The sequence below is a fragment of the Pseudoalteromonas sp. 10-33 genome (assembly GCF_001469195.1).
Classification (GTDB): Bacteria; Pseudomonadota; Gammaproteobacteria; order Enterobacterales; family Alteromonadaceae; genus Pseudoalteromonas.
On sequence record NZ_LOFI01000008.1, the window covers coordinates 39,698 to 55,098 of the forward strand.

The 15,401-nt window shown below is 41.2% G+C and carries 13 protein-coding genes; all 13 read left to right on the forward strand.

Annotated elements, in window-relative coordinates:
* Window positions 1-55 precede the first annotated feature (55 nt).
* The 13 genes from thrA to ATS76_RS07045 all read left to right on the forward strand — a co-directional run bounded on the left by thrA (window position 56) and on the right by ATS76_RS07045 (window position 15,394).
* Window positions 56-2,473, forward strand: a complete 2,418-nt coding sequence (gene thrA, locus ATS76_RS06985) for a bifunctional aspartate kinase/homoserine dehydrogenase I (protein ID WP_058551586.1) — start codon at window positions 56-58, stop codon at window positions 2,471-2,473.
* A gap of 9 nt (window positions 2,474-2,482) precedes the next feature.
* Window positions 2,483-3,418 carry a homoserine kinase gene (thrB, locus tag ATS76_RS06990; RefSeq protein ID WP_058551587.1) on the forward strand — a complete coding sequence of 312 codons (936 nt, stop codon included), beginning with the start codon at window positions 2,483-2,485 and terminating at the stop codon, window positions 3,416-3,418.
* A gap of 11 nt (window positions 3,419-3,429) precedes the next feature.
* Window positions 3,430-4,713: a threonine synthase gene (gene thrC, locus ATS76_RS06995; protein ID WP_058551588.1), complete on the forward strand. Its 1,284-nt coding sequence runs from the start codon at window positions 3,430-3,432 to the stop codon at window positions 4,711-4,713.
* Between the two features lie 269 nt (window positions 4,714-4,982).
* Window positions 4,983-6,239 (forward strand): serine hydroxymethyltransferase, encoded by a 1,257-nt coding sequence (gene glyA, locus ATS76_RS07000; protein WP_006794273.1) that lies wholly within the window; start codon window positions 4,983-4,985, stop codon window positions 6,237-6,239.
* A 97-nt stretch (window positions 6,240-6,336) separates the two neighbouring features.
* Window positions 6,337-6,786 carry a transcriptional regulator NrdR gene (gene nrdR, locus ATS76_RS07005; protein ID WP_006794272.1) on the forward strand — a complete coding sequence of 150 codons (450 nt, stop codon included), beginning with the start codon at window positions 6,337-6,339 and terminating at the stop codon, window positions 6,784-6,786.
* A gap of 2 nt (window positions 6,787-6,788) precedes the next feature.
* Window positions 6,789-7,940 (forward strand): bifunctional diaminohydroxyphosphoribosylaminopyrimidine deaminase/5-amino-6-(5-phosphoribosylamino)uracil reductase RibD, encoded by a 1,152-nt coding sequence (gene ribD, locus ATS76_RS07010; RefSeq protein WP_058551589.1) that lies wholly within the window; start codon window positions 6,789-6,791, stop codon window positions 7,938-7,940.
* Between the two features lie 4 nt (window positions 7,941-7,944).
* Entirely contained in the window at window positions 7,945-8,598 is a 654-nt protein-coding gene (locus ATS76_RS07015; RefSeq protein WP_058404260.1) for a riboflavin synthase, read from the forward strand.
* Window positions 8,599-8,627: 29 nt separating this feature from the next.
* A complete protein-coding gene (gene ribBA / locus ATS76_RS07020; protein ID WP_058551590.1) occupies window positions 8,628-9,740 on the forward strand; it encodes a bifunctional 3,4-dihydroxy-2-butanone-4-phosphate synthase/GTP cyclohydrolase II in 1,113 nt (370 codons plus the stop codon).
* A 99-nt stretch (window positions 9,741-9,839) separates the two neighbouring features.
* Window positions 9,840-10,304, forward strand: a complete 465-nt coding sequence (gene ribH, locus ATS76_RS07025; RefSeq protein WP_006794268.1) for a 6,7-dimethyl-8-ribityllumazine synthase — start codon at window positions 9,840-9,842, stop codon at window positions 10,302-10,304.
* 15 nt (window positions 10,305-10,319) lie between these two features.
* Window positions 10,320-10,730, forward strand: a complete 411-nt coding sequence (nusB, locus tag ATS76_RS07030; RefSeq protein WP_058404262.1) for a transcription antitermination factor NusB — start codon at window positions 10,320-10,322, stop codon at window positions 10,728-10,730.
* Between the two features lie 84 nt (window positions 10,731-10,814).
* Window positions 10,815-11,789 carry a thiamine-phosphate kinase gene (gene thiL / locus ATS76_RS07035; protein WP_058551591.1) on the forward strand — a complete coding sequence of 325 codons (975 nt, stop codon included), beginning with the start codon at window positions 10,815-10,817 and terminating at the stop codon, window positions 11,787-11,789.
* Window positions 11,786-12,271, forward strand: coding sequence for a phosphatidylglycerophosphatase A family protein (locus ATS76_RS07040; RefSeq protein ID WP_058551592.1), 486 nt, complete (start codon window positions 11,786-11,788; stop codon window positions 12,269-12,271). The genes thiL and ATS76_RS07040 overlap by 4 nt, the downstream gene beginning before the upstream one ends.
* Before the next feature lie 36 nt (window positions 12,272-12,307).
* Window positions 12,308-15,394 carry a ligand-binding sensor domain-containing diguanylate cyclase gene (locus tag ATS76_RS07045; RefSeq protein ID WP_058551593.1) on the forward strand — a complete coding sequence of 1,029 codons (3,087 nt, stop codon included), beginning with the start codon at window positions 12,308-12,310 and terminating at the stop codon, window positions 15,392-15,394.
* Window positions 15,395-15,401 lie beyond the last annotated feature (7 nt).

The following is a 15,401-nucleotide window of genomic DNA, read 5'->3' on the forward strand; positions in this document are numbered from 1 at the left end:
GTGTTCACTTAGAACACAGGCCTTTTTTCGTTTTATGGAATGAGGAACATAAACAATGCGCGTTTTAAAATTTGGTGGGTCATCACTTGCCGACTTTGCTTGTCTTGAGCAGGTAGCTCAATTAGTTAAAGCACAATTAAAAGATGAAATGCTATTAGTGTTATCTGCACCCGGTGGGATGACTGATTCATTGGTTTCACTGGCAAGTGCTGCAGAGCAAGGCCATGACTTTGGCCCTTTATGGGAGGCGTTAACTGGACGTTGTGATGAGTTGAAATCAGCCGTAGAAAAAAAGTATGGCGCAATTAAAAGTTGGCCAGATTTTAACGCGCTAAAAAATAAGCTTGATGGTGTGTCATTAATTAAGTGCTGCCCTGAACAGGTGCGCGCTTATGTTATTAGTTTTGGCGAGCGTGTTAGTGTATCGCTTATGCAGCGATTATTAAGCTCACATCAAGCAGTATATTTAGAAGCGACTAGCTGTGTTGCATCAACAGGTGGCTACATAGATGCAGAGGTTGATTTAGTAACAAGCAAAGCGCGTTTCCAAGCTGTGTTAAAAGAAAACCCAGCCACGATTTATATTATGCCAGGTTTTACAGCAAGCAATGATAAAGGCGAGCTGACTACCCTTGGCCGAAATGGCTCTGATTACTCTGCAGCCATCGCTGCGGCTTGTTTAGAGGCAGATGTTTGCCAAATTTGGACTGATGTTGATGGTGTTTACAGTGCAGACCCTCGTTATATCAAAAAAGCCACTAAAGTCGATTTTTTGTCATACAAAGAAGCAATGGAGCTTTCTTACTTTGGTGCCAAAGTTCTTCATCCAAAAACTATTTTGCCGTGCGCTAAAGCCGGCGTTCCTTGTGAAATAAAAAATACGCACAACCCTGACGCGCAAGGGTCACTAATCGGTAATGATTATTCGTCAGACGAACCGGTAAAAGCAATTTCAAGTCTGCAAGACCTTGCTATGCTAACTGTCTCGGGCCCAGGCATGAAAGGCAAAGTGGGCATGGCCTCAAAAGTATTCAATGCGCTGGCTCATGACAACGTGTCGATTGTGTTAATCACACAATCGTCGTGTGAATTTAGCATTAGCTTTTGTGTACATGAAAGCGATTTAACCCTTGCATTAACAGCATTGCAAACTGCGTTTGAGCTTGAATCACAAGCAGGTTTGATTGAACCTGTACAAGTACAGCGTAATTTAGCCATAGTAACGCTTGTAGGCGATAACATGCGCGCGCACCGCGGTTTAGCGGCTAAGTTTTTTGCATCGCTTTGCCAAGCACAAGTAAATATAGTGGCAATTGCACAAGATTCTACCGAAAGCGCTATCTCAGCTGTAATTGATGGAGAGTTATGTAACGACGCAGTAAAAATATGCCATGAGAACTTTTTCACACATGTGCCATCAATCGATGTGTTTTTACTTGGGTGTGGTTTAGTAGGGCAAGAGCTTATATCTCAATTAGAGCGCCAACAAGCATGGCTTGAAAAGCGCAATATAAAGCTTAACTTGTATGGCGTTGCAAACTCGCGTCAGCTACATCTTGATAGTGAAGGCATCGCGTTTAGTGATTGGCAACAAAAATTAGCTGCTTCAGAGCAGGCGTTTGACTTAAAACTCGTTGAGCAATTTGTTAAGCAAAACCACTTAGTTAATCCTGTGCTGGTTGATTGCACATCGTCTGATGCACTGGCGGCGCAATATGTTGACTTTTTAAATGCCGGTTTTCATGTTGTCGCAGCCAACAAAAAAGCAACAACTAGCTCGTACACTTACTATCAAGATTTAATAGCAGCAACGCAAAAAAACAATCGCAAATTTTTATATGAAACCAATGTAGGTGCGGGGCTCCCAGTCATCGACAATTTACAGTCGTTATTTGGCGCGGGTGATGAACTACTTGAATTTAGCGGTATTTTATCTGGTTCGTTATCTTACATGTTTGGTGCACTTCAAGATGGTTTGTCATTGTCAGAGGCAACCATCAAAGCAAAAGAAAGTGGTTTTACAGAGCCAGACCCTCGAGACGATTTATCAGGAACGGATGTTGCGCGTAAACTTCTCATTATTGCGCGAGAAGCAGGTATGAAACTAGAGCTAAGCGATATTGAAGTTGAGTCGGTATTACCACAAGGATTTGCCGAAGGAGACAGTATTGATGAGTTTATGGCAAAACTGCCAAGCTTAGATGCTGACTTTAATACCCGTATAGAGCAGGCAGCAAGTGAAGGAAAAGTATTGCGATATGTGGGTACAATTAAAGAAGGGCACTGTAAAGTAGGTATTGAAGCGGTAGATTCATCACATGCGCTAAATGTTATTCGTGATGGTGAAAATGCACTGGCTATTTTAAGCCAATACTACCAACCACGCCCATTTGTTATTCGTGGTTACGGTGCGGGTTCTGAAGTAACTGCTGCAGGTGTATTTGCAGATGTTTTAAAAACCTTATCGCGCTAGGAGTAAAAAATGATTGAAGTATATGCACCTGCGTCTATTGGTAATTTTGCAGTTGGATTTGATGCATTGGGTGCCGCGCTTTCACCAATTGATGGCAGTTTATTGGGTGACGTAGCGGTTGTAAGTGCAGCGACTAATGATGAGTTTGTCTGTTCTGGCGAGTATGCTCATAAATTACCGAGTGATGCGAAAGAGAACTTAGCATATCAGTGCTTAGTGCATTTCAGAGCGCACGTTGCTCCAGATATGCCTTCAGTAAAGCTTGAACTTAAAAAAAACCTGCCAATTGGCTCAGGGTTAGGATCAAGTGCTTGTTCGGTTGTTGCTACATTTGCAGCGCTTGATAAATTTGCAGAAACACAGTTGAACCAAGTTGAGTTAATTGAGTTGATGGCAGATTTTGAAGCCGTTGTAAGTGGCGGGCGTCATTACGACAACATCACACCATGTTATTTAGGCGGCTTGCAGCTAACTGGCGATTTAATTCCTAATAAATCGATAGAACTTCCGGTAGATGAAAATTGGTATTATGTTGCGGCGTTTCCAGGCTTTTCGCTTAATACGGCAAAAGCGCGCTCTGTATTACCTAAAGAGCTTAGTATGCATGCAAGCATTGAGTTTGCGCAGCGTTTATCTGCCTTTAGTAGCTTGTTACTAACAGCACGTTTTGACGATGCATTAAGCATTATGAAAGATGAAATAGCAGAGCCATATCGAGCGCCACTTATTACCGGCTTTAGTGAGGCCAAAGCAAGTTTACCCGCACTGGGTGCTGAAATAGTGAGTATTTCAGGTGCAGGCCCTACGTTATTTACTGTATGTAAAACACTGGAAGCGGCTGAGCAATGCGCCAAATGGCTAAAAGATAATTATATAAATGAGCAAGGCTTTTGCCACATTTGTAAGTTAGATAACGACGGCACGCGTCAATTAAATGTTATATAGGAAAAGAAGTCATGCAATTACATAATTTAAAAGATCACTCACAAAAAGTGTCGTTTGTTGAAGCAGTAAAAACAGGACTCGGGCGTAACCAAGGTGTATTTTTTCCTGAATCTTTAGCGCCATTGACTGATATTGATGCACTGCTTGATATGGATTTTGTTACTCGAAGCGGCAAAATATTATCGCATTTAATTGGTGATGAGTTGCCAAGTGACACCGTTGCCGCCATGGTTAAAAATGCGTTCAACTTTCCAGTTAAGTTAGTCGAGGTAGAGGAAAATACCTATTGTTTGGAGCTGTTTCATGGCCCTACGCTTGCCTTTAAAGATTTTGGTGGGCGCTTTATGGCTGAATGTTTAGCGCAGTTTAACGAAGGCGAGAAGGTTACAATTTTAACCGCAACATCAGGTGATACCGGTGCGGCAGTAGCGCATGCATTTTATAATAAGCCAAATATCGATGTGGTTATTCTTTACCCTAAAGGCAAAATTTCGCTGGCTCAACAAAAGCTATTCACTACTTTAGGCGGTAATATTCATTGTTACGCAGTTGATGGTAGTTTCGATGATTGCCAAGAGCTTGTTAAAAAATCGTTTTTAGATGACGAGGTAAAATCAACACTTGGCCTTAATTCTGCTAACTCAATCAACATGAGTCGATTAGTAGCGCAAGTGTGTTATTACTTTGAAGCAATTGCGCAACTGCCAAAAGAAAAGCGTGCAACAGCACATATTTCTGTACCAAGTGGTAACTTTGGTAATGTATGCGCCGCAATGATTGGTGCTGTAATAGGGTTACCAGTAGGAAAGCTAAGTGCAACTACTAACCAGAATGATACAGTTCCACGTTTTATGCTAGACAAAAACTGGGCACCAAATACAACGCTTGAATCGCTTTCAAATGCGATGGACGTAAGTAAGCCTAACAACTGGCCACGAGTGCAAACTATGTTGGATAACAACTGGTTCAGTTACGACAACTTTTATTCAATTAGTGTTGACGAACAAAACACTCAAACAGTGATGAAAAATATTCATCAAACAGGGTATGTTGCAGAGCCACATACTGCAATTGCATACCAAGGTTTAGTTAATAACCGAGCACCAGGTGTTGCGGGTATCTTTTTAGCAACTGCACATCCGGCTAAATTTAAAGAAAGCGTGGAAGATATATTAAATATCGAGCTTAATATGCCAAAACCACTAAGTGACGCATTGGCTAAACCCTGCCTAGCAAGCGATATAAACGCCGATTATGACGCGTTACGCACAGAAATACTGGCTAAGTTAGGTTAAATAAAAAGCAAAAGTTAAAGCGGCTTAGGCCGCTTTTTTTGTCTGTTTTAAACCGTGAAACAGCGTTGTCAATTAACTAATTAAATGTAATAAATGAAAAACATTTAAAATAGTTATGTAAGTTATTTAAAAATATCATCTTAAAAGGACTGTGAAATAGTTTCAATCCCTGATTAAATATCCTCAACTTAAGAACGTAGGCAAAGCGCGGTTTTAAGCGTACAATATAGCCTCTAAAAAATACCATACACGTTGCCCAGGAGCCCCCAATGTTAGAACGTAGCATGAATATTTCGGACTTTGATCCAGAGTTATTTGACGCGATGAGTAAAGAAACATCACGTCAAGAAGAGCACATTGAGTTAATTGCATCTGAAAACTACTGTAGCCCACGCGTACTTGAAGCACAGGGTTCTCAACTTACTAACAAATATGCGGAAGGTTATCCTGGCAAGCGTTACTACGGTGGCTGTGAGCATGTAGACGTGGTCGAGCAATTAGCGATTGACCGTGCAAACGAATTATTTGGTACTGATTACGCAAACGTTCAGCCGCATGCTGGCTCGCAAGCAAACGCAGCTGTTTTTCAAGCATTATTAAGCCCGCTAGACACTGTTTTAGGCATGAGCCTAGCGCATGGTGGCCATCTAACTCATGGCTCACACGTAAACTTTTCAGGTAAAACGTACAATGCAATCCAGTACGGCCTAAACGAAGAAACGGGTGAAATTGATTACGCACAGGTTGAAGCGCTAGCACTAGAGCACAAACCAAAAATGATTATTGCAGGTTTTTCTGCTTATTCAGGCATTGTTGATTGGGCTAAGTTCCGTGAAATTGCAGACAAAGTAGATGCTTATTTATTTGTTGATATGGCGCATGTTGCAGGTTTAATTGCGGCGGGTGTTTACCCAAGCCCTGTACCATTTGCACATGTTGTTACTACAACAACGCATAAAACATTAGCGGGCCCTCGTGGTGGTTTAATTATTTCTGCATGTGGCGACGAAGCAATCTACAAAAAGCTTAACAGTGCAGTATTCCCTGGTGGCCAAGGTGGTCCTTTATGTCACGTTATCGCTGCAAAAGCAGTGGCATTTAAAGAAGCTCTTCAACCAGAATTTAAAGAATACCAAACACAAGTTGTTAAAAATGCGCAAGCAATGGTTAGCGTGCTACAAGAGCGCGGCTATAAAGTTGTTTCTGGTAAAACAGACAATCACCTATTTTTACTTGATTTAATCGATAAAGACATCACAGGTAAAGATGCTGACGCAGCGCTTGGCAATGCTAATATTACGGTTAACAAAAACTCAGTACCTAATGATCCGCGTTCTCCTTTTGTAACCTCTGGCTTGCGTATTGGTTCTCCTGCGATCACACGTCGTGGTTTTAAAGAGGCAGAATCTAAAGAGCTTGCTGGTTGGATCTGTGATGTACTAGACAATATTGCTGATGAATCTGTACAAGCACAAGTAAAAGAAAAAGTGAAAGCTATTTGTGCAAAACTACCTGTTTACGCTTAACAAAGTAAAACGGTAATTTAGATCACATAAGTAAACATGTTATTATAAAAGCCGCTTTTTAGCGGCTTTTTTGTTTTTAAAACGGATACCTTGATTTATGCATTGCCCATTTTGTACAGCAAAAGACACCAAAGTTATAGATTCGCGCCTTGTTGGCGGTGGTCATCAAGTTCGCCGTCGCCGAGAATGTAACGATTGCCACGAACGTTTTACGACGTTTGAAGGGGCTGAGCTGGTTATGCCCCGTGTTGTTAAACAAGACGGAAGCCGAGAACCCTTTAATGAAGATAAGTTACTTAATGGCTTAAATCGTGCACTTGAAAAGCGCCCTGTTAGCACAGAGCAAGTTGATGAAGTGGTCAATATAATTAAATCACAACTACGTGCAACGGGTGAGCGAGAAATTTCGAGCCATTTGGTGGGAGAATGTATTATGGAGGCGCTGAAAAAACTTGATAAAGTAGCTTATGTAAGGTTTGCGTCTGTGTATCGCTCGTTCGAAGATATACGCGAATTTGGCGAAGAAATTGCCCGTTTAGGTGAATAATTATGAGTAGCCAAGTCGCATTTACCGAGCACGATAAACTCTATATGGCACGTGCTATTGAGCTTGCTAAAAAAGGGCGATTTACCACAACGCCTAACCCTAATGTGGGCTGTGTACTTGTAAAAGATAACCAAATAATTGGTGAAGGGTTTCATCAATTAGCAGGGCAAGGGCATGCCGAGGTAAATGCACTTGCTGTGGCCGGTGAAAAAGCAAAGGGTGCAACCGCCTATGTAACACTTGAACCTTGTAGTCATTATGGGCGCACGCCGCCCTGTGCAGAAGGGCTCAAGGCTGCGGGTATTAAAAAGGTGATTGCTGCCATGGTTGATACCAACCCAGAAGTGGCAGGCAAAGGCCTTAAAATACTGAGCGACGCTGGAATAGAAGTCGCTTATGGACTGCTTGAACAACAGGCTCGCGCATTAAATCTTGGTTTTTTTAAGCGAATGGAGCAAGGGCTTCCTTACGTAACCTGCAAATTAGCAGCCAGTATAGACGGTAAAACAGCGCTAAAAAATGGAAAAAGTAAGTGGATCACAGGTTCTGCTGCACGAAAAGATGTGCAGCTATACCGCGCTCAAAGCTGTGCCATTTTAACGGGGGCCGATACGGTTCTTGTTGATGATGCAAAACTCAATGTTCGGTCAAGCGAATTACCGTATTCATTACCGACCAACTTACCGCTTCGCCAGCCAGTGCGTGTTATTATAGACTCGCAAAATAGGTTAACACCGGATCTTGCGCTATTTAAAATAGCGCACCCAGTAATAATTTTTACCACCGAGGTTGATAAATCGACTCTGTGGCCGCATTTTGTTAAGCACATAGCGGTGCGTGAGCAACAGGGTAAGGTTGATTTAACCGATGTATTACAAAAACTCGCTAAGCATCAATTTAATAATATATGGCTTGAGGCTGGGGCAACCCTTGCGGGGAAAATGACCGAGCTTGATTTAATTGACGAGTATGTTTTTTATATCGCACCAAAACTGATGGGCTATGATGCTAAAAGTTTAGTAAACTTCCCTGAATTGACGAGTATGCAAGATACTATCGATTTATCCTTTAATGAGTGTGTGCGTGTTGGTGACGATTTGCGTATCAATGCGTTAAAAAAGCACTCACTAAAATCACTTAACAAAGAAGAGTAGCGCTATGTTTACTGGGATAATAGAAGCCACAGGCAAAATTGCTTTATTACAAAAAAAACAAGGCGACTTAGCCATTCGCATTCAAAGCGCCGACCTTGATATGAGTGACGTGAAGCTGGGCGATAGTATTGCCACAAATGGTGTGTGTTTAACCGTAGTTGATAAACATATTGATGGCTTTAGTGCTGATTTATCTAACGAAACAATTCATTTAACTGGTTTTGCGCATTATTCAATAGGGCAAACGGTTAACCTTGAAAAAGCCATGCAACCGGTTTCGCGTTTAGGTGGGCATTTAGTGTCTGGTCATGTTGATGGTATTGCAACCATTGCTGCAATTACACCAAATGCGAGAGCGACTGAATATTGGCTTACAACCGATGAAAGTTTAATGAAATACATACCTTACAAAGGGTCGGTATGTATTGATGGTATAAGCCTGACAGTTAACGCTGTAGAGGGTAATAAATTTAAATTAACAATTGTGCCGCACACCAGTGGTCAAACAACGATTGCCGACTTTAAAGTAGGCACCCAAGTTAATTTAGAGGTCGATCAAATTGCACGTTATTTAGAGCGTCTTATTAAAGGTGCTGAGCAGCCAACCGGCGCAGACATATCAATGAGCTTACTCGCAAAAGCGGGCTTTATTAAATAACGAAACTGACAACTTACACGAGCGAATTTATGAATTTACACAGCGCACAAGAAATTATAGACGACATTAAAGCCGGTAAAATGGTCATTTTAATGGATGACGAAGACAGAGAGAATGAAGGTGATTTAATTATTGCTGCCGAGCATATCAGTGCAGAGGCAATTAATTTTATGGCCACTCATGGCCGCGGTTTAATTTGTTTAACGATGACACAAGAGCGTTGTGAACAACTTGATTTGCCTCTAATGGTTAAAAATAACGGTGCTGCGTTTTCAACTAACTTTACAATGTCGATAGAAGCGTCAAAAGGCGTAACTACAGGTATATCTGCAGCAGATAGAGCACGCACAGTACAAGCTGCAATTGCTAAAGGTGCTGTCCCTGGTGATATAGTACAGCCGGGTCATATTTTCCCAATTATGGCGCAGCCAGGTGGGGTGTTAACACGCGCAGGTCATACAGAAGCAGGTTGTGATTTAGCGCGATTAGCGGGCCTTGAAGCGTCTTCTGTTATTGTTGAAATTTTAAATGCAGATGGCACTATGGCGCGTCGCCCTGATTTAGAAATTTTTGCCAAAGAGCACGATATAAAAATAGGCACTATTGCTGATTTAATTGAATACCGTAATTTAAACGAAACCACAATTGAAAAAGTAGCTAAGTGTAAATTACCGACAGAGCATGGTGAGTTTGATTTAGTAACTTATAAAGATACGATCGACGGTCAGTTACATTACGTACTACTCAAAGGTGAAATTAAAGCGCAAGAACCAACGTTGGTACGTGTGCATTTGCAAAGTACGTTTAACGATATTTTACTTTCTGATCGAAGTGCGGATAGAAGCTGGGGCTTATCTGATGCAATGGCATACATTGCTAAAAACGAGGGGGTGCTCGTTATTTTGGGTAAGCAGGAAAGTACTGAAGAGCTTGAAGCTACAGTAAAAGCATTTGCTGCTGCAGACGCGGGTGAAAATGTTACACCGCGTAAATTTCAAGGAACATCTCGTACCGTTGGTGTAGGCTCACAAATTCTTGCAGACTTAGGTATAGAGCAAATGCGCTTAATGAGCAGACCAAAAAAATACCATGCACTTTCGGGGTTTCACCTAGAAGTTGTTGATTACATTGAGCCACAATAGGCAAACGCTTAAACTAGGCTATTTCATTATTATTATGGTATGATGCGCAGCAATTTTTGCGCAATCGCAACCGCTTGAACTTATTTTTAGGGTTATCGAATGAAAATTATTGAAGGTAATAAGTACGCTCCGGGCAAAAAATTTGCCATTGTCATCTCTCGTTTTAATGACTTTATTGGTAGTAGCCTACTTGAAGGCGCTGTTGATGAGCTAAAACGTACTGGTGGTGTATCTGATGACGATATTACTGTTATTTATGTACCGGGTGCAGTTGAATTACCTTTAGCGGCAAAACGCGTTGCGGCAAAAAAAGAGTATGATGCAATCATCGCTTTAGGCGTAGTGATCAGAGGTGGTACACCACACTTTGACCTAGTTGCTGGCGAATCAAACAAAGGTCTTGCGCAAGTATCACTAGAGTATGATATACCGGTTGCATTTGGCGTATTAACTACTGAAAGCATTGAGCAAGCTATTGAGCGTGCAGGCACCAAAATGGGTAACAAAGGCGGCGAAGCTGCTTTAGGTGCGCTTGAAATGGTTAATGTGTTAGATAAAATTTAAGTTTAAGGAATTTTTGTGAAACCAGCAGCAAGACGTAAAGCACGTATCTTAGCACTTCAAGCCGTTTATTCTTGGCAATTGAGCGGCAATGCAATTGCCGATATCGAACAACAAATGTTGATCGAGAACGACGTTACTAAAATTGATGTTGAATACTTTAAAGATTTAGCCTCAGGTGTGGCTGTTAATTATAAGCAACTTGATGAAGCAGTATCACCTCATTTAACACGTCCGTTTGATGACTTAGATATGGTTGAGCGAGCAATTTTACGTTTAAGCAGCTACGAACTTAAGTTTCGTGAAGATGTACCTTATAAAGTTGCTATCAACGAAGGTATTGAGCTGGCCAAAATATTTGGCGCAGAAGACAGCCATAAATTTGTAAACGGTGTACTTGATAAAGCAGTAAAGCATTTACGCAAGTAATAGTACTTCCTCTGTTTAAATAATCAGAAGATTACTTTATATAACCGTTAAAAGGAGAGCCGGCATAGGTCGGCTTTTTTGTGTATGAAGGAATTTGAATTAATTAACCGCTATTTTAAAGGTCGCGGTATTTCTCGTCGTGATGTTAATCTAGGCATAGGTGATGATTGCGCGCTTGTCACTGTTCCACAAAACTGCCAACTTGCAGTCACAACTGATACGTTAGTCGAGGGCGTGCACTTTTTTGAAGATATTTCTCCTCGCGCTTTAGGGCACAGGGCACTAGCTGTAAACCTCAGTGATTTAGCCGCAATGGGGGCTGAGCCTACGTGGGTATCTGTTGCATTAACATTACCAACTATAGATTCACAGTGGATTGCAGAGTTTACTGAAGGCATGCATGAAATTGCAGAATACTTTAATGTACAAATTATTGGGGGTGATACCACGCAGGGATCACTTACCATTACTATTTGTGCAAAAGGTACCGTGCCTGAAGGTAAGGCGTTACGAAGAAGTGGTGCAAAGGTAGGTGATTGGATTTATGTTACAGGTCCTTTAGGGGATGCTGGGCTTGCTATTGAATCCCGTAAGCAAGACTTTAATATAACCCCAACACATTTAGAGTACCTGAATAAGCGTTTTGATTACCCAACCCCGCGAGTGGCTGCTGGGCAAGTGCTTAGAGGACTTGCAACATCAGCGATTGATGTATCAGATGGCTTACTTGCTGATTTAACACATATTCTTGAAATGTCGCAAGTTAATGCAGAAATAAATATTGAAAGTATCCCTACCTCAGAGGCAATGAAAGCAAGCCTAGATTTTAATAAGCAATTACCGTTTATTTTGGGTTACGGCGATGACTACGAATTAATTTTTACTGTTCCAGATAACAACAAAGGTATGCTTGATTTAAAGTTAAACCAGTATGGTGTTGATATTACTTGCATTGGGCAAATAAAAAGTGGAGACGGTAAGATTGAGCTTTTACACAATGGTGAAATGTTTAGCTTTGAGCAGCATGGCTTTGAACATTTTACAAAGGAGCAGGTTTGAATAAAAACCGATTATTTAATTTAAAACGCCCGCACCAGTTTTTTGGATTAGGGTTTGGTACTGGTCTTGCCCCTAAAGCACCAGGCACATTTGGTACGTTTGCTGCGTTGCCATTTATATTTATAACTATGCATTATCCAATATGGTTGCAAATAGTGTTTGCTGTTGTGATCAGTGTGTTTGGTATATGGGCATGTGGTAAAACTGCCGACGATTTGGGTGTGCATGATCATCCCGCTATTGTATGGGATGAAGTCGCTGGCTACTACATCACCATGATAGGTGCAGCATTGAATTGGCAAACTTTATTAGTTGGCTTTTTACTATTCCGCTTTTTTGATATAGCAAAACCGGGCCCTATTCGAATGCTTGATAAGCGCGTGCATGGTGGTTTTGGTATTATGGCAGATGACGTGCTAGCGGGTGTTTTTTCATTGATTTGTTTGCAAGCATTAATAAAAGCAGGTTTACTACCGTTTTAATGTTTATATTTAATTAGTTTAACTAGGTGGCAGCGTATGATGCGATTTTTACTGGTGTGTGTACTTATGTTGTGCGCAATGCCAAGTGGGGCTTCGATTACGGACTATGTCGTTAAACAATGGAATATTAAAGATGGTTTGCCATCGCAATCGCTAAAAAGCGTAGTGCAAGACCAGCAAGGCTACATATGGCTAGGAACGCAGTTTGGGTTAAGCCGCTTCGATGGTACTACGTTCACAAATTACAACACCCAAAATAGTTCTTTTTTACCGAGTAATGGAATTAATAAGCTTTTAATCGATTCGAACGGATTACTGTGGGTGGGTACCAAAAGTGGGTTAGTTGTAATAAACCCAGCTACTTTTTCAGCACAAGCATTTAATATTAAAGGCCCTGTTAGGGATATTTTAGAAGATTCTAAAGGGGGCACGTGGATTGCCGCCAATGGGTTATATTATGTTGACCGTGGCCAAGTTAATTTACGTGGTCAATACAGTGGAACTTTGTCTACTGCAAATGCAACCGTTATAACTCAAATAGTCGGCTCAGTGAGCCAAATGGCACTTTCGCCGGAAGGCATTTGGCTTGTTAATGATCGTCACTTATTACGCTTAACTAAAAACTCCTCTGATTTTGCTAAGCTGCGTTTAGAGCTGACTGCAAAAATTTCTTTGCCCGAGCGTTTAGCTCAAACTATTGTTCATGATCTTGCTTTTTTAAATGGTAATTTATATTTAGCCTCAGAGCTTGGCGCTTATTTTTTAGATTTAGACGATGAGCTAAGGCCTTTCCCATTACCTAATGCGAACAATTCTGCAGTATATAAATTTATGAGTGACAGCGATGGCGGCTTATGGATTTCTACATACGGGCGTTTACTGTTTAGAGATAAAGCGAGTCAATGGCAATGGGTAGAGCCTAGTCAGTTAGATCAAAGTATTTGGTTTGCTGATATTTTTAGAGATGATAAAAATAATATTTGGCTAGCCAGTTTTAGTGAAGGCCTATGGCTTGCTCACGAAGGACGGGTCGAAAGACACGCGGCGGTTTCAAAAATGACCGAAGCTGTTATGGCGCTTAGCCAAGCGCCCGATGGCAAGTTATGGGTGGCCAATAAAAGTGGTGTTGGTTATTTTGATTTAAATAAAAGTTATATTAATTTAATTCCAAGCAGCCAATATGGCCGTGCTTCAGTACATGATTTACAGTTTGATGGCGACCGTTTATATATTGCCACAGGGCGAGGTTTATTCGTTTACGAGAACGACACATTGTTTACTGTACCCGGGCGTGCACTGCGTGATAACCCTGTGTTTGCAATTAGTCGTTCAAGTAAAGGCGGGTTTTGGATAGGCACAGGCCGAGGTTTATATAGGCTTAATTTTGCAGGTTTAACTCCTTTTGCTTACAACGCGTTTTTAGGCAGTAAATTTATAACTTACGTGTTGGACAAAGAAAACTTTGGTGTTATTGGGACGAGTAAAGGCGCTTACTATTTTACTGACCGTGGTATTGAAAAAGTAGGGGATCAAACTTCGCTTGAAAGTGCATATATCACTAGTGTTTTGCATATTGATGGCGTGGGTATTTTAATTGGTTCGCTTAATGATGGATTGTTTTACCGCAGCGCGCAGGGTCAATGGCGACAGCTTGATGCGGCAAATGGCTTGCCGTATGGTTCTATATTTAGTTTAGAATACGACGAAAAATTGAATAATGTTTGGGTAAGCACCATGAAAGGGGTTTACAGAATGCCAGCAGGGCAGTTTAAAACAGATATTCAAAGCTTAAAAGTAGAAGAGGTGATTTCGTCATTCGACCGACAGCTTGATGGCAAAGCAAACCAATGTTGTAGTGGATTGGGTCATGATGCGGTAGTCAGTATGGGTAACTCAATGTGGTATCCAAGCCTGCAGGGTGTTGTAGAAATACCTAAAAACGTAGAGTTGTTTGGTGTACTGTCGTTAAAGCCGACCATTGAAACAATTAACACACCTGAGCGAAGCCTCACAACAGCAGCGTTGGGTAATAAGCCAACTCTTGAAACCGACGAACGAGATATAACGCTTACTTATACGGCTATCGATTACTACGCGCCAAATAGTATTGAGTTTAGATATAAACTAAGTGGCTTAGATAGTGATTGGCGATATGCAAATACTCGTCGTGAGGCTATTTATACTAACTTACCTGCAGGGGCATTTTTGTTTCAGTTAGAAGCAAAACGCCAAGGTGAAGATTGGTCAAAGGCACAAGATGTAGAGTATGGCTTTATTGTGCCTGAGCGTTTTGATGAAACAATTTATTTTAGGTTGCTGATCACAAGTGGCTTTATTTTACTCCTTTATTTAGTATTTTGGGTGCTTAAGGCGCAAGAGCGCAGAAAACAAAAAGTGCTTGAAGGTTTAATTACGGAGCGGACATTAGAGCTGCGCCAAGCAAATGATAAATTAGGGCAAGTTAATTCACAGCTTAAGCTCGTTAGTCACTCAGATGAGCTAACAGGCTTGCGTAGCCGTCGCTTTTTGTTTGATCAGCTACCAAAAGACATTGAACACTTTCAACGTAATTCGCAATCATTGCAGGCGCAGGGTAAATCACTGGTACTTGTAATAATAAATTTTGATAACTTTAGCCGTATAAATGATGCATTTGGTCCAATTGCAGGTGATAGCTGCTTGCAGCAAATGGCAGCTCTACTAAACTCGCGTACCCAAGGCTCTGATTATGTAGCGCGTTGGAGTGGTGATGAATTTTTACTGCTATTACGTGATTTTAAATGCAATAAAATAGACAGTTACGCGTCAGAACTTTGTAAAGCGATTGCAGAGTATTCATTCCAACTACCTAACGGTAATATGACAAATATAACAGCCTCAATTGGGTGGTCTTTCTACCCATTACCATTACTCGGTGGTCAGGTAATTGGTTGGGAAACCTCTATTAATTTAGCTGATATTTCACTTCATCAAGTTAAAAAGCGCGGTGGTGATGGCGTAGCCCATATTACTTTTGACGAGCAGCTAGATGCATTTGAATTTGAGCAAAACTCTAATGTAGAGCAGCAGCTGAGTATGCTACAGCGAAATGGTTTGGCCGATATAAAAGTGTGGATGCGATAATACCTGA

Excerpts from the sequence above, each read along its gene's own strand:
- thrA (WP_058551586.1), top strand. The coding sequence starts at position 56 with ATGCGCGTTTTAAAATTTGGTGGGTCATCACTTGCCGACTTTGCTTGT.
- thrB (WP_058551587.1), top strand. The coding sequence starts at position 2,483 with ATGATTGAAGTATATGCACCTGCGTCTATTGGTAATTTTGCAGTTGGA.
- thrC (WP_058551588.1), top strand. The coding sequence starts at position 3,430 with ATGCAATTACATAATTTAAAAGATCACTCACAAAAAGTGTCGTTTGTT.
- glyA (WP_006794273.1), top strand. The coding sequence starts at position 4,983 with ATGTTAGAACGTAGCATGAATATTTCGGACTTTGATCCAGAGTTATTT.
- nrdR (WP_006794272.1), top strand. The coding sequence starts at position 6,337 with ATGCATTGCCCATTTTGTACAGCAAAAGACACCAAAGTTATAGATTCG.
- ribD (WP_058551589.1), top strand. The coding sequence starts at position 6,789 with ATGAGTAGCCAAGTCGCATTTACCGAGCACGATAAACTCTATATGGCA.
- ATS76_RS07015 (WP_058404260.1), top strand. The coding sequence starts at position 7,945 with ATGTTTACTGGGATAATAGAAGCCACAGGCAAAATTGCTTTATTACAA.
- ribBA (WP_058551590.1), top strand. The coding sequence starts at position 8,628 with ATGAATTTACACAGCGCACAAGAAATTATAGACGACATTAAAGCCGGT.
- ribH (WP_006794268.1), top strand. The coding sequence starts at position 9,840 with ATGAAAATTATTGAAGGTAATAAGTACGCTCCGGGCAAAAAATTTGCC.
- thiL (WP_058551591.1), top strand. The coding sequence starts at position 10,815 with ATGAAGGAATTTGAATTAATTAACCGCTATTTTAAAGGTCGCGGTATT.
- ATS76_RS07045 (WP_058551593.1), top strand. The coding sequence starts at position 12,308 with ATGATGCGATTTTTACTGGTGTGTGTACTTATGTTGTGCGCAATGCCA.